Raw genomic sequence first — 16,709 nt, 5'->3', positions numbered from 1 at the left:
TTTTTAACTCAAATTCCTTTTTTCTGCTATATATTCTGAAGGGAGTACATTGTATTTTGCCTTAAATGCTTTTGCAAAATAATTTGGCGTACTAAAACCAACCATGTAACATATTTCGGATATGGTTTTAGTACTTTTTTCCAGTAGAATTGCCGCTTTTTCGAGTTTAACGGACCTGATATAGTCAACAGGGGTTTTACCGGTAACCCTCAGGCATTTTTTGTAGAGCGAAACCCTGCTCATCGCCATATGGCTACTCAGATCTTCAACAGATAACTGGGAATTATGGAGGTTCTCTTCAATGTATAACAATGCAGTATTTAGGAATTTTACATCGTCTGATTCGATTTCCATTTCTGGTGACGACATGCTAACCTGTCTGGAATAGGTTTTTTTAAAGGTTTGATGCAGCGTAAGGAGATTCTTGATTTTTGAATGCAGAATTTCGAAATTGAAAGGCTTGGTCATATAATCGTTTGCCCCAGTTTCCAATCCTTTCAATTGTTCTTCTTCAGCTGTTAAAGCCGTTAACAGGATAATCGGGATGTGTTTTGTCCGCTCGTCTGATTTTAATTTCGCACAAAGTTCTGTACCGCTCATTTCTGGCATACTGATATCCGAAACAATCAAATGCGGATGCAATGCCAATGCTTTTTGCCAGCCTTCCCTCCCATTTGAGGCCTCTACTATTTTGTAATAGGTACTCAGGTTATCTTTAAGGTAAAATCTAAAATCTTCATTATCTTCTACCAACAAAATCACCGGGGTATTTTTTGTTAGCACACGTTTATCTGCAGGCTCTTTCTCCGTTTTTTCCTTTTCATCCGTATCATATTGAAGGGATAAATCTTCAGCATTGCTGTGAACCGACTGTTCTTCTACGACAGGCGATAACAGGAGCTGTAACGTAAAACAGGTACCCTGACCAGGCTCACTTTCTACAGTTATTTCACCGCCCTGCATTTTCACAAATTCTTTGGTAATGGAAAGGCCAATTCCAGACCCCTGGTTAAGAATGGATGCAGAGGTTTCATGTTGAAAAAAGCGATCAAAAATTTGTGCTTGTTTTTCTGCCGGAATACCTATTCCAGAATCCTGTATCTTTAATTCCAGTAGAATTTTACCATCTTCCGTTTTATTTAACCGCTTATGCAGCATAACCTCTACTTTTCCGCCGGCCGGAGTAAACTTAAATGCATTGGAAAGCAAATTAAATACTATACGTTCTACTTTATCCTGATCGAAATAAGCATATAGGCTTTCGATTGGACTGGCAAAAGTCAGTTTTATCTGCTTACGTTCTGCCAGATCATAAAAAGAATCTGTGGCATCCTTAATAAAAGACACCACTTCGCCTTCGGTATTGTTTAACCGCAGTTCTTGTTCCTCCATTTTACGGAAATCGAGCAACTGATTTACCAGGTTTAATAAACGCCTTGCGTTTCTTTTAATCATCGCCAACTGCCCGTAACGCTCGTTTTCTTTCGCGGCAATTAATAGTTTATCAACCGGGGCAAGAATTAAGGAAATTGGTGTCCTGAATTCATGACTTAGATTGGTTAAAAATTTGATTTTTAATAAATCAAGTTCCCGCAATCTTTCTGCTTCTTTACGGTCTTGCTCCCGCAGCTGCCGCGCTTCTGCCCTTTCCTGTGCCAAAGCAAATTCCCGCCTAAGTTTATTAATGCCCCTCCTGCGTATATACAGTAGCGCAAATCCTATCACTGCAAGGTACAGGACATATGCCCAGGTAGTTCTCCAAAAAGGAGGTGAAACGGTAATATTTAGGTGCGACTCTGCTATGGGAACGGCATCGTTTTCGTTAAAAGCCCTCACATGAAGGGTATAATTTCCCGGGTCGAGGTTGGTAAAGGTAGCCTTACGCAGTTCGGATGAAACGGTAAGCCAGCGTTTATCAAAACCTTCGAGATTATATTTATAGGTGATCTTATCCGGATTTAAATAATTGAGCAACGCGAATTGGATTGAAAAGATATTTTCCTTGTAGGTGAGATTTAAATTGCTGAGCGAGGTTATCGTTTCGGGTAAAACAACATGTCCGTTTATCCGCTCACCTACACGAACTTTATGATAAAACACTTCGAGGTCGGTCATCACCAAGGCAGCAGAGACACTGCTGTTTTTGATTTCGCTGGCCCTGAATATATTAAATCCGCTTGGTCCTCCAAAAATCAGCTCACCCGCTTTGGTTTTACCCGCAGCATTGATGTTAAACTGGGTACTTTCAAGCCCATCTAACTGGTTGTATTTACTATATCTGAAATGGTAATTTTTTCCGTTGTGGCTTACCGAAATCTTGAAAAGACCTTTTCGTGAGCTATACCAGATGTGGTGATACTCATCCTCCAAGAGTTCGAATACCATATCTTCAGGCAGTCCTACAGCTTCATTCAGGTTTTTAAATGTACCCTTAACCGGATCGTATATACTGATTCCTTCTTTTGTACCGATCCACATCCATCCACGTGCATCCTGCAAAATGGAGTTTACATCATTCTGGATCAAACTGTTGCTATCTGCAGGGTTGTTTTTCAGGTATTTGAAGGTAGCGCTTTTGTGATCAAAAATATTAACACCCCCTGTGGTGCCAATCCAGATATTTTTATTCCTGTCTTCGTATAAACAAGAAACAACAAAAGAATTCAGTGTATTTTTAATATTCGGATTAAAATGTTTAAATGTTCCGGTCTTGCGATCCAACAAATCGAGTCCGCCATTTAAAGTACCTACCCAAAGCCTATTGTATGAATCTTCCAACAAGGCATAAATGCGATTATCAGACAAACTTGCAGGATCGTGGCCGGGCTTAAAATGCCTGAAAGATTTCCCATCAAAAGCATCAAGCCCCCCCAAATAAGTGCCAATCCACAATACTCCTTCATAGTCTATTTCAAGATTCACTACAATATCACTACTTAAAGAGTTATTATTTTCAGGGTTATTGCGGTATGTGGTAATCTCGCCAGTTGTTTTATTTAAACGCAATAAGCCCTCCCCATTGGTACCAATCCATAAATTGCCATTGTTATCTTCTGCAAAACAATTAATATCTTTCTTTATTGTACTTTTCCCGGCCAGATAACGATTGGCGGGAAACTTATAAACGCTGTTATGGTAAAAACAGATTCCTTTTTTAAAGGTGCCAATCCATATAATATTATTGTTATCCTTGTACAATGCAGAAATACTGTTATCGCTTAAGCTCCGTGGATCGTTCTCCTTATTTAAAATATAGGTTAACCGGTTGGTCTTTTTATCCAGGATATTAATTCCGCCATGATCGGTACCAATCCAGATATTTCCATCGTCTCCTTCAATTACACGGCTTACATTTTTCGAGCTTAAACCTGTATGGTCTTGCTTTTTCCCAAAATAATGAAGCTCCCCGTTTGCTGTATTAAGATAAACCAGACCAAAAGGATTGGGTCCACTAAAAATATAGATATCGCCTGCTGAATCGCAGCTGAGGTTGTAAGCATTTGTTTGACCAGAAAAATGCTCATTTACGGCATTAAACCGATGAGTTACCCGATATTGTTTTAAGTTAAATTTATCAAGTACACCATTAGCATAAATAACCCATAAATTACCCTTTAAGTCGTCAATAAAATCGCTTATCGGAGCATTCTTAAGTTCGCCTATCAGCTCCCCCTTTAGGATAAAAGCTTTAGTTGAGCGAGTTTTCAAATCGTAACAATAAATACCCTGGTTTTGAATGTTAAAATATAACTTTCCCCGGCCATCTGTTTTTACATCTTTGAGGTATCCGTTAGGAATTTTATATTTTTTAGCATGTTTCTGCTGAAAGCGTTCAAACTTTTCTGTGGTATGATCATAAATACTGAAACCTTCGTTTGATTTAACCCACAACTCCTGCTCAGGCCCTTCAAAAATGCCAATCACATAACCATTTGGCAGACTAGAACTGTCTTTTGAATTGTGCCTGAAAATCTTAAAATCATGCCCGTCAAACCTACTCAGTCCAGACATGGTTCCAAACCACATAAATCCCTTATGGTCTTTATATATTGCATTTGTTTGGTTATCCGATAAACCATTGGTGATATCAATACGGGAAAACCGATAGCGATCATCCTGGGCATAAAGCAAATTACACCAGACCAGCGCACAGATCAGGGCTAAAAACCGAAACATATTTTTTTATTAAAACCAGGCATGTCTGTTTAGACGAAATACCTTTCTACTAAAGCACAAATTTATAATCGTTTAGTTAACGTTAATATTGCTAATTTACAATAAAATCCGGGATATACTCAGCTCTGTGGCATGTTTATTCGGTCCAAACCAGTACACCAGCAGGGCTCAGGGTTTTCGTTCCGATAACAAGCTGCGCAGTTTTAGGAAGATTAAATGTATAATCGGTTGAAGAATAGTTTACAGCCATGTAAAAGCCATCTCTCCAATATACGTAAATTCCTTTAGGGTAGTTTTCGGTTGTAGCACCTGCACTGGTATAGGTATTGGCTAAAATATCCTTTTCCAATTCAAAGTCAGCTGTGGCTACGCCAATATAAGTTACCTCTCCTTTACCAATTTTATGTTTCACTACAGCCGACTTGCCTTTGTAAAACTGATCCTGATAAACGCCGGTAACCTCCGAATTTTGTCCGGCCTCAAGCAAATCTGCCCAACTATTCCAGCCATAATGCTTTGAACCAATCTGAACATCGCCCCTGGTACGCCCTGAAAGCATGTCTGTAGCCAGGATTTCAGCTCCTATCAGGCCTGATATCGGCGCAGCAGTTTTGCCTTCCCAGAAATGCCCCATCCTATTCTTGGTTGCAGTGCGGCAGGTGATTATTAAGTGTCCTCCATCAGCAACATATTTCTCCCATTTTTTAATTAGTGCAGCATCAGCCATTTCGTAAGCAGGTACGATGACAACGCTATATTTCGAAAAATCTGTTGTTTCATTAATGATATCTACAGGTGCGCCAAGCGATTTTGCAATCTCCATAAATTTAACAGGATATCCCCAGGTATCCCATTGGTTGGTCTGCCTTTGCCTGTCTATTGTCCAGTAATTTTCCAGGTTCCAAAGAATAGCTGTAGATCGTGCAGCTAGTTTTTTGGGCATTGCTTTGCCTGGTTTGTACAATTTTCGCAATTGTTTTATTTCTTTATTAAACTGAATATACTCCTCTCCTCCTGGCGAAGGTGTTGTACCATCGGTTTTTATCACCCCGGAATGATATTGTTCTGCACCATACAATATCTGCCTGAAACGGTAAGAACAAGCCAGTTTTCCACCTGCTGCAAATGAATGGTATAACCACATGCGTACCGTTCCGGGTAAAAGCAGCGGATTATAACTCCCCCAATTTACCGGACCGGGTTGAATCTCCATCACACCAGATAATCCTCCCAGTTGCTGATAATATGAAGATGCAAATAATAATGTCCTGCTATCGCCTAGTCTGAAGCCAAGTTCACCGATATTATCGCTGCCGCCATTAGGATAGGCCGTGTAGGCTGCAAAATCGACTTTCTTTGTTCTGCCAGGATCAGCTCCGGTAGAAACAGCTGTGTAATTCGTAGTAATATATTGTGCTTTCGAAATATGATTTCTTAGCAGGCCTGCCTGAAAATCAAGAAAATCGGCCTGTGCATCAGCACAGTAGCGTTTAAAATCGAGCAATGCATGTGGGTTATTTCCCCACCATCCAACCAGGTTGGTATTGTGGATTATAATCTGATCAAAACTGTTATACCACTGGCTCCAGAAAGCTGTACCCCAGGCATCATTTAAGGCATCAATGGTTTTGTACCTGGTTTTTAGCCATTGCCTGAAAGCTTCCTGAGAAGATGGACTATAATCGGGTTTGGCATCAGGCTCATTATCAAGCTGCCATCCGGTTATCTGACTATTTTTCCCGTAACGTTTTCCCATTTCACGCACTATTTTTTCGACAAACAAGCGGTATTTCTGGTTAACAATTGATGCCAGGCCCCGCGTACCATGTTCTGCGCGGATATAATGCCTATCCATGATAAAAGTTTCGGGGTAATTTACGCGCATCCAGGCCGGTGTAGTTGCTGATGGGGTGCACATGACCACTTTAAGCTTGTATTTTGTGCAGAGATCAACCACCTTATCCAACCAGGCAAAATCAAAATGCCCTTCTTCTGGCTCCATTTTAAACCAGGCAAACTCGGCAAGGTGGACAAACTCATACCCCATATCTGCAATCTTTTTAATATCGCGTTCCCACTGATTTTCTTTCCAATGTTCCGGGTAATAATATATTCCTGTGGTAATTAAATCTTTTTCAGGAAAATAGGTCCCTGCAGTCTGCGATTTTACTGTGATTCCACAGAGCGTTGATAACAAGAGCGCTATTAAATACTTTTTCATAATTTATTCCAATATCTACTTAATTGTTAATGTGTTTGTTCTCTCTACATTCTTCAGTACCCTTATTTAAAGAGATGCTGGGCAAAAAGATACAGGTTGTTGGCCCACTCTATATCATCGTGTGCATTCGAATCTACATGCCATACATGCGGTACCCCTTGTTGTTTTAAGTATTGGTGTACACGCTGGCTAACATTAAACAGGCCATCTTTGGTGCCACAGGCCAGCCATAAAACTTTTAGCTTGTGCTTTGCAGCCAATGGATCGGGTAAGAGTTTAGCATCAGAAAGACCGCCGAACTGATTGGTATTGGGTGCAGAAGAGAAACCACCCACATAGGCAAAAGTATTGATGTGTGAGAGCCCTATGTTGAGTGATTGACCACCGCCCATTGACAGGCCTGCAAGTGCACGATGCCCACGGTCAGTATAAACCGAATAATGAGATTCAACAAAAGGAATGATTTCTTGGAGCAAATCATTCTGGAAAGATAACCCGTAGCCTTTGTAACCACCTTTTCGTTCCTCTTGCTCATCTGGTTTTGGGTTATTTACCGTTACGTTGGTATTGCAGTTTGGAAAAACAATTATCATGGGCTTAATTTTACCCTCACTTATCAGGTTATCGATAATTGTATTGGCATTAATCCAGTATGGCCATTGGCCATTACCTGAATTAAGTCCGTGCAACAGGTAAATTACCGGGTAACGCTTAGCGCGCGAGTAGCCAGGAGGAGTATAAACCAACATTTCGCGCAATTGCCCCAGTGCTTTGGAAGTATATTGAACAGGACTGACGTTGCCATGTGGTATGTTGTCGCGTTTATTTCTAAAACCTACTGGTGGATCGTTAAATGCAGGTTTATCATCCGGAGCTAGTTTTATAGTCCTATCAAAAACGGCTTTTTCTGCTTCCTGCCCCTTAATATATCCCCTCACCTCCATCCATTTCCGGCAAGCTTCAGGCCATAATGATTCGGTATTTTTAGAATGAGCAAGTCCATAACCATGCCCGCCTGTCTGATAGATATGCAGTTCGCAAGGAACATTGTTTTTCTCCATAGCGAGTGCATACGCCACACTGTTCTGTACCGGAACCGCCTTATCATCTATAGAGTGAACCAAAAACGCAGGTGGTGTTTCGCCATTTACCTGCAGTTCATTTGAAAAATAGGTCACCCTTTCTGCAGCTGGATTTTCGCCCAATAAATTTACTTTTGAACCTTTATGGGTAATATTTTCCTGCATGGATATTACCGGATAAATCAATATCGAGAAGTTTGGCTTTACGCTGGTGGTATCATTAGCAGATGATACCTTGTCCTTAAAATGAGTAGATATCGAAGCGGCGAGATGCCCACCTGCTGAAAATCCCATTATCCCGATTCTCGCGGGATTGATTCCCCACTCTTTAGCGTTAAGCCTCACCAGGCGCACCGCTTGTTGTCCATCCATTAAAGGGCCGATTGCTTTATCAGTCATAATCGCATTGTTTGGCAACCGGTATTTTAATACGAAAGCCGTTATTCCGAAGCTGTTTAGCCATTTAGCCACTTCCTTTCCCTCATGGGCAATGGCCAGTCCTGCATAGCTGCCTCCCGGACATATAATTACTGCCGTTCCGTTAGCTGTTTCGCGCGGAGCAGGATAAACGTCAAGCAAGGGTTTTGAGACAAAACTCATCCAGCTATTGGCCGAATCTACCTGCAGCTTGTAGTTGGCATCAACAATTGCACCGGGAGCTTCTCCATCCCAAAGGTAGATTGACTTAGTTTGACCAAAAACATTAAGGGTGGCCATCAAACAGCCCAAAGTCAGTACGACTTGTCTTAAACTTATAGCTTTCATTTTCTTTTATAATATTGTTCCATAATAAACCAAGCTTTTTTCTTTCGCCTTTTCAGATAATAAGCCTTTTCTGTTATATTGCACAGGTAAAATAGCATACCCTGCATTGGTTTAAAGCGCCGGTTTGTATATAAATTCATCAAAATCGCCATAGGCTTTCGTATTTTTATTTTTAGATTGGGCATATAACCCAATTAAAACGCCAGTGAAACCTCCATTCGTTTCAGAACTCAGGTACCATACGTTTATCTTATCTAAAAATTTAAATTCTTTACCATCTACAGAATAGTAAAACGAGTAAAAGTCTTTATCTCCTTTTACTTGTAAATAAACACGATCGCCAGGAATTTCGACTTCTTGTGCAACATGGTTCAGTACGCCCATTTTATAATTTAAAGACACCTTATATTTACCATTATTCGATTTTTTTAAAAAAATATCATAATGTGCCTGAGGTGAATAGTAAGCCGTCATTCCGGCCTGGTCATCTTCTTTTGCCTCATTTAACGAAAGTAAAGTAGTAGCCGAAAAATTAATATGCTCCTGCCTGCGTCCAACAAAAGTGGGTGAATCATGCTCATCTAAAGAAACCCGGCTTACTTTTAACCTCAATGAGCCTTTTTTCTCGGTAAGAGAATAATTCTCCATAAATGGGTTTCGCAGGTAGTTCCAATTAACACCTAATTTGTTTTCATCAAAATTGGTCGAATAATCTGGCTGCCTAACGGGTTTTAAAGGTAAGGTAGGCACATTCATATCGATATCTACCGTGCCATTACCATTTATTACTGGCCAGGCATTTACATCCCATCTTACAGGAGCTAAAAAAGTTTCACGCCCTAATACATGATGCAGTAAACTTTGAGGGCGAAAGCCCAGGAATACTACCCACCATGAACCATCGTGTGCCTGAACAAAATCGCCATGTCCTGTGCCCTGGATGGGATTACTTTGTGCATTTTCATTAATGTGAGTTAAAATAGGGTTAGAAGGGTTTGGATCATAAGGACCATAGATAGATCTGCTACGGGCGATGGTCATTTTATGTCCATATTCGGTACCTCCTTCTGAAATAAGCAGATAGTACCAACCATCTTTCTTATAAAGATGCGGTGATTCCGGATACCGCCCACCAGTACCATTCCATACAATTTTGCCTTCGGTAAGTTTTTTCCCCGTTTTAATATCTATTTCACTGATTGTAATACCTTTACCGTTTGATATAAAGTAGCTTTTGCCCTCTTCAAAATACAAAGTAGGGTCAATACCACCCTGTTCTACAAAAACAGGTTCAGACCACTCGCCCGCTGGATTATCGGTATGTACATAAAAATTTCCGCCGCCGGATACATTCGTGGTGACCATATAAAAGCGCCCTTCGTGATAACGGATTGTAGGGGCATAAATACCTGCCGAAGGAGCGCATTTGGCTAATTTAAGCTGCGAAGGACGGGTAAGGCAATGGCCGATTTTTGTCCAGTTAATTAAGTCTTTACTGTGAAAAACCGGAACCCCAGGAAAGTACTCAAAACTGCTGGTAACTAAATAATAATCGTCGCCAACCCTGCATACACTCGGGTCGGGATGAAAACCGGAAATCACCGGGTTTTTATATCCCTGGGCATCTGCGCTGTGATAGCAAGCCAAAACAATGATTAAAAGGATAATTATTCTTTTCATATTTTTCTATTTTTTTAAAGGCCTAATGGCTAATATTAGTCAGCATCATTCTTGCCAGATAGCCCCTGAAATAAATTACCTTCGGTGAGCTCGCTAATGCTCGGTTCAGGGCGACGACAGGGATTTAAAATATTATCTGAAGATCTTTAAAGGCATTTTATTAATTGAGTTCGGTACTAACTATTTTTCTGGATTAATGATGATTGCAAAGCCCCCTCCATTTGCCATATTAATGGTAAGCTTATCAGCACTGGTAACTTTAACTATTTCGCGTTTATAGTCAGTAGCATCCTTATCTGCATTCATTCCATCCTTAAAAATTTCTGCTGAAAATTTACCCTTGCCCAAAAATGATAAATCGATGGTTATTACTCTCGCAGACCAGTTTGTCAATCCACCTATATACCAGTTATTTTCCTTTTTCCTGGCTATAGTGACATATTGGCCCACTTTTCCATCCAAGGCAATTGTTTCATCAAAGGTGGTCGGTATTTTTGAAATAAAACTGGTACTCTCCTGCTCTTTCATATATGCTGTTGGGCTATCAGCCATCATTTGTAGTGGTGCTTCATACACCACATACATGGCTAACTGGTGTGACCTTGTACCCTGGCTCATCGGCATAGAATTACTTGGACGAAAATCTGCTTTTGTGGCGTTACGCATTGCTCCCGGAGTATAATCCATGGGGCCGGCCAGCATCCTGATGAAAGGGATTGTGGTTTCATAATGGGGCATATCATCATTTGGTGTCCATTTGGCATTTTCCAATCCTTTTACCCCTTCAAAATTGATAACATTAGGATAGGTACGCTGTATCCCTGTGGGTTTATACATACCATGATAGTCAATGAGCAGTTTATAATCTGCGGCTTTTTTGGCGATGTTATAAATAGAATTTACCATTTTCTGATCGTCGCGATCCATAAAATCTATTTTGAAACCTTTAATTCCCATCTTCGAATATTGGGTAAAAGCATCATCTAAAACCTTATTTATGGCATACCACGATGCCCAAAGTATAATGCCCACATTTTTCTGCTTTCCGTAACTGATCAGTTCTTTGACGTTTATATGGGGAGAAATTTTCAACAGGTCGGTTTCTTCACTCCATCCTTCGTCTAACACCACATACTCAATGTGGTTTTTAGCGGCAAAATCTATATAATATTTATAGGTTTCTGTATTAATTCCGGCCTTAAAATCAACTCCTGATATATTCCAGTCATTCCACCAGTCCCAGGCTACTTTGCCAGGCTTTATCCAGCTTATATCGGCGATTTGCGAAGGCGCGGAGAGCTTTTGCACCATATCATTGTTTAAAAGGTCTCTGTCATTCTCACTTATGATAACGGCCCTCCAGGGAAAATTGCGGTTACCAATGGTTTTGGCAAGGTAAGCTTCCCTTTCTGTCACCATATAATTCATTTTATTAAATCCGCCTAAACGTTCTGTTTTAGGGTAATGGGCAAAAGTTCCGTGTAAACTGTGCTCTCCCTGGTTGTTCCTGGTTAGGAACATACCAGGATAATCAACCAGTTCGCCTTCTACTATAGCTGCTTTTTTTCCATTTTCCAAATCGACAAGAAGCGGAGAAATGACCAGCGAATCTTTCACAACTTTCGAAAGTGGGATTTCATCGTATGTAGATTCAAAAGCAGATATGTATTGATTATTCTCCCTTAAATCGCGTACGTAGGGAATAAAAGCTTTATGATCCTTGCTGAAGTTAAAATTGGCTTCTTCGCCCTCAACAATAATCTCTCCTTTTTTCCTGATAAAAAAACGATAAGCCACACCATCGTTATAGGCCCTTAAAATCAAACCAAAATCGCCCTTAAAGTTTATTGTTAGCTGGTTGTACTCATCAGTCACCCTTTTCTTTTTATAAACAGGTGTATCAAAAACGGTATTAACACTTGATTTTTTAGTACCTATAACTTTTGCATTATCTCCTAAAACCAGCCCATTACCCAGTATTAGTGAAATAACTGAAGGGGCAATAACTTCTGTATTTTCATGTTTTACAGACCATAATATTTTCGCTCCGTTTTCCAAAGCCATTTCAATTTTTCCGTTAGGAGATTTAAGGTGCAATGTTTGGGCATTTCCAAGAGCTGGCAATAAAACCGTAAAAATGATTACACGAAAAAAGAATTTATTCATTAGTGATATTGGTTGTTAAAATTATTATCTGAGTGTTTTGACAGCTATTTCAGTTTTTCAGAAATGAGCAATTAAACAGTTATAAATTACTTTGTATTGATTTAATGATTATGCTTTTCTGTTCCAGGTTATTTGATGTAACCGTAAGCTTAATTTCGCCTGTGTTATGTGTACTTTTGATCACTACCAATGCCCGCCCATGCCATGCCTTACGTGAGTTACCGGTATATTGATCAACATCCTTAATATCACCGTTATCTATTCCGGCTATAACACCCTGACCTTCAATTTTGAAATTCAAACGATTTGCAGCATTTGGTTGAATTATCCCATTTCTATCTGTTACTTCGATGGTTATGTAGGCTAAATCCTGTCCGTTTGATAATATTTCTTTACGATCGGCCGTTAATTTAAGCTGTTCAGCATTTCCGGAAGTTTGCAGAACGGACGATTCTACTTCCTTATCATTTTCTACACCAACTGCTTTAAGTGTTCCCGGTGCATATGGAACCGAAAAGGTAGCCTTAAACTCTTGTTCAAGTCCGGTAGGTTTTTCTCCAAGCAGTTTATTCTCCAGGTAGAGCCTTACCTTTTTGTATTTTGAATATACTTCCACGTCGATATTCCTGCCTTCATAGCCGGACCAGTTCCAGCTTTCCCAGGTTGGCCATACAGCCCACCATGTTGTTTTGATTTCGAGTGGTTCGGGATTAGGTTCGCGAACAGCCATATAAAGTTTTTCGGTGTTGTTATATAACAGGTTTCGGTAGTGCGAAATCGGCTTCCTCCAGCCCAAAAGATCAATATCCCCACAATAGGCGCCATGCCATGGAAAAAAATCATGTTCCCAGTGTTCGCCTGGTACATCACCCGAATAATACCAGCGGCCTATCCCCGATTCTCCCAGATAATCTATGGCGGTCCAAACAAAATCACCAATCACAAACGGATTGTTTTTAACCAGCTGCCAATTTGCGAAAGCATCTTTGGGATACGACTCTGATTGGAATATTATCCGTGACGGCACCCGTTTGTGATCGGTTGGCGCACTCGACAAATGATAGTTATAACCGGTCACATCATGCGCGGCCATCAATGAATCCATCACTGTCCAATCTTTTCCATTATCTACAATGGCAGATGTAACCGGACGGGTAGTATCTATTTTTTTGATGGCATCAGAAAGCATTTTTGCTATTTCTACTGCCCCAGGGGTACCTCTTTCTACTATTTCATTACCAATACTCCACATGATAATTGAAGGGTGATTGCGATCGCGCAAAACCATTGCGTCTAAATCGCGTTGCCACCATTCGTTAAAATATTTTGCATAATCCTGTTTGTTTTTTCCAACTTTCCAACAATCAAATGATTCATCAACCACCAAGAGGCCTAACCTGTCGCATGCGGCTAAAAAAGCTTCGGAAGGTGGATTATGAGAAGTTCTTACTGCATTAAATCCGGCTTTTTTGAGCAGCTCAACCTTACGCTCCTCGGCCCTGTCAAAAGCGGCAGCGCCCAGGCAACCGTTATCGTGGTGCACACATCCGCCATTTAATTTTACTGTTTTCCCATTAAGCTGAAACCCATTTTCGGGGGTAAATTTTATAGAACGGATACCAAAACCTGTTGCCGTTTTATCCACAACATTCTTATTCCGAATAATCTCTATTTCGGCCTTGTATAAATGAGGTGTTTCGGGTGTCCATAACAAAGGATTAGCAACAATTATCGTTTGTGCAATTTCTTTCTCAGTATTGGCCGCCAGATTAATCTTGATTTGACCATTTCCTGCACTTTTAGGGTTTGCACCCAGTAACCTTGTATTAACAACAATGCTTTGCGCCTGGCCTGTTTCGTTTTTCACCAACGTTTTCACCAAAACGGTTGCCTTTTTTGAAGATACCTCAGGGCTTGTAATGGCGACTCCCCAGTTGGCGATGTGCACTGCATCAGTAACCGTCATCCAAACATGGCGATAAATACCAGAACCGCTGTACCACCTACTGTTCATTTGCTGCGAATTATCTACGCGCACTGCGATCACATTTTCGTGATTAAGGTCTAAATAAGGCGAAAGATCATAGCTAAATGAAGAATAGCCATAAGGATATGTTCCAAGTGATTTTCCATTAATAAAAACCTCGGTATTCATATAAACCCCTTCAAAATAGATGGAAATTTTTTTGCCTTTCCAATCTGCAGGGGCTTTAAAAGTTTTCCGATACCAGCCAATTCCGGCAGGAAAATATCCACCGCCACCTCCGGTTGGGTTTTTAGGGTTTATTTTTCCTTCAATGCTCCAATCATGCGGCAGATCTAAACTACGCCAAGCCTTGTCGTCAAAATCGCGCAATTGGGCTGTGGTATTATCCGCTTGGTTAAATTTCCAGTTATAATCAAACAATTGTTTACGCTCAGTACAGGATATATTTTGCGCATGCGTAAGCGTACAGTACGTTAAAAGCACAAAGGATATCAAAATTTTTTTTCCAACGGTGATCATTATTTCAATAAATATTTGTTTATTAATCATTTAAATCCTTTACTTCTATTTTACCAAAGTAGTTTCCAGTCTTAAAATCGTTAGCTAATTTCATTTAAAATCCAGGCATCTGCTTCTGGGTAATTCCTTTCCAGTTGTCTGTTCTAAATGGATTAGCGGGTAGCCCATCCGAATTAACCAGGTTACATGATGGATGATCTGCCCAGGCGTAGCGTACAGCTACAGGATGGGACACTTTCTCACTGTAAACCACCACTTCATTCCCTTCTATTTTGGCCTCGGCCCAGTGAAAGCGCCTGTCTTCTCCCGCAACGGCAAAACCGGTTAATGCTTTGGCATCTTTTGATATGAGTCCATTACCGGCATTTGTAAAACGGATACGCATACGACTACCTTCTTTCGAAAAACTTTTTAATAATGGTCCTGAAGCTATATTATCCTGTTTATACACGAGTTTATTGGCAGCAAGGGCAAGCCTGCGTGCAACTTCCTGTTTATTGCCCGGGTGAATATTGTCAGCCTCCCCGATATCGATGGTACAGGCCATAGCGGTATTGGGTAGCGATAAAGTCAGCGCCTGGGCTTCTCTAAGCTCAGCCCATTCACTTTCCGAAGGAAGAGGTTGTATTTGTTTAAAATTTGGCAGCTGGACATACAGGAATGGTAAGTTCCCCTGTTTCCAACGTTCGCGCCAATCTTTGATCAGCATTGGAAATAACTTACGGTAATTGTAGGCCGCGGTATCATTCGCTTCACCCTGGTACCATAGAAACCCTTTAATTCCGTATGGGACAAGCGGGTTGATCATTGAATTGAAAAGTAATGAAGGATAATATTGGTAATTACGGTTTTTGGCCATAGCTGGCTCTAAATCTTTTTGATATTTCCAGCTACCGGACAATGATATTCTTGCCTTGCCATTTGTGATATACATTTCTTCTGCTGGTGGGTTTAATCCACCAATTCCCCATAACATGGCCAACCTTAGCGTAGCTGTATTCTCACCTTTTTTCAAGATTTTGGCAGGAATAGTATAGTGTTGCCCGGGATTAGTGTTCCATACCGTCTTACAAATTTCGGTACCATTTACGTAAAGCGAATAATTCACATCTGGCCGTCCGATGTAAAGTGTTACGTCGGACTTTAAAAAAGTTTCTGGCAAAATGATTTTTTTGCGCATCCAAATCATTCCTTCATAATGCCCGATCCCAAAATCTTTTAACAGCTTAGGCATTTCGATTACCGGCCATCCAGAATCATTGTAACCTGGTTGCGGAATTATTTTATCAGCATTTTGATATGGGTGATAAAGAATATCCCATGAACGCACCTGATCGAGGCTATCCTTTACAAAATGCCGCTCAGTCAGGGTATCATTTGCCAATGTTTTTGCTTTGGTAATTGGAGAAGAAAGCAATTTTTCGCGGCTCGTCCACGATTCAACCGGGGTCCCGCCCCAGGTACTTTGTATAATACCAATCGGAACGCCCTGGTCTAGGTGTATTTTTTTTGCAAAATAATAGGCAACAGCCGAGAACTGAGCCACATTTTCTGGATTACAAATTTTCCATTTTCCTCCTGCTACATCCTGTTGAGGGCTTAATTTCTTAACATGTTCGACTTGAAATAACCGTATTTTTGGAAAATCTGCTTTGGCAATTTCATTAACTGCATTTTGTGCCTGCTGTACAGACCACTCCATATTAGATTGCCCGGAAGCCAGCCATACATCGCCAATAAGGATTCCCTGTAATTCGACCCCTGATCCTGGCCTTCCCGATTCAGAAATGCTGAGTTTATATGGTCCGCCGGCTTTAAAGGCAGGAAAAAATACTTTCCATTCTCCTTGTCCGTTTGCAGTGGCCTTCACCCTGATTTCTCCAAGTATTGCATTTACATTTGCTCCTGGCGCCGATTTTCCCCAGATGGGAATTTTAATCCCTCTTTGTAATACCATGTTATTGCCAAACATTTTTGGCAATGTAATGTGAGCATAACCTTGAACCTGAACGGAGAAGAGTAGTACAAAAAATGTAAAAAATCTTAGTATCCCTGTTCTCATTATTTTTTTCATGTATTGATTAGTAAGATAATTCTGTCAAAAAAATATCCG

General features: G+C 40.5%; 7 protein-coding genes. All 7 read right to left on the bottom strand.

Annotated features, from left to right (window positions below; all coding sequences use genetic code 11):
* Window positions 1-3 precede the first annotated feature (3 nt).
* The 7 genes from FHT21_RS04265 to FHT21_RS04230 all read right to left on the bottom strand — a co-directional run bounded on the left by FHT21_RS04265 (window position 4) and on the right by FHT21_RS04230 (window position 16,670).
* Window positions 4-4,176: a hybrid sensor histidine kinase/response regulator transcription factor gene (locus FHT21_RS04265; protein WP_167293518.1), complete on the bottom strand. Its 4,173-nt coding sequence runs from the start codon at window positions 4,174-4,176 to the stop codon at window positions 4-6.
* 136 nt (window positions 4,177-4,312) lie between these two features.
* Complete coding sequence (locus FHT21_RS04260) at window positions 4,313-6,397, bottom strand: beta-galactosidase (RefSeq protein WP_208398861.1); 2,085 nt, start codon at window positions 6,395-6,397, stop codon at window positions 4,313-4,315.
* Between the two features lie 62 nt (window positions 6,398-6,459).
* Window positions 6,460-8,244, bottom strand: a complete 1,785-nt coding sequence (locus FHT21_RS24835; RefSeq protein WP_208398860.1) for an alpha/beta hydrolase-fold protein — start codon at window positions 8,242-8,244, stop codon at window positions 6,460-6,462.
* A gap of 111 nt (window positions 8,245-8,355) precedes the next feature.
* Window positions 8,356-9,924, bottom strand: coding sequence for a glycoside hydrolase family 43 protein (locus FHT21_RS04245; protein ID WP_167293517.1), 1,569 nt, complete (start codon window positions 9,922-9,924; stop codon window positions 8,356-8,358).
* 180 nt (window positions 9,925-10,104) lie between these two features.
* Window positions 10,105-12,090, bottom strand: coding sequence for a glycoside hydrolase family 97 protein (locus tag FHT21_RS04240; protein WP_167293516.1), 1,986 nt, complete (start codon window positions 12,088-12,090; stop codon window positions 10,105-10,107).
* A gap of 79 nt (window positions 12,091-12,169) precedes the next feature.
* On the bottom strand, window positions 12,170-14,626 hold the full coding sequence (locus tag FHT21_RS04235; RefSeq protein ID WP_243853852.1) for a glycoside hydrolase family 2 TIM barrel-domain containing protein: 2,457 nt from the start codon (window positions 14,624-14,626) through the stop codon (window positions 12,170-12,172).
* 64 nt (window positions 14,627-14,690) lie between these two features.
* Complete coding sequence (locus tag FHT21_RS04230) at window positions 14,691-16,670, bottom strand: sialate O-acetylesterase (protein WP_208398859.1); 1,980 nt, start codon at window positions 16,668-16,670, stop codon at window positions 14,691-14,693.
* Window positions 16,671-16,709 lie beyond the last annotated feature (39 nt).

The organism is Pedobacter sp. SG908 (genome assembly GCF_011759615.1).
Taxonomy (GTDB): Bacteria; Bacteroidota; Bacteroidia; order Sphingobacteriales; family Sphingobacteriaceae; genus Pedobacter; species Pedobacter riviphilus.
Note: the sequence above shows the minus strand (reverse complement) of the source record. Positions and strands in the feature narration are given on the sequence as shown.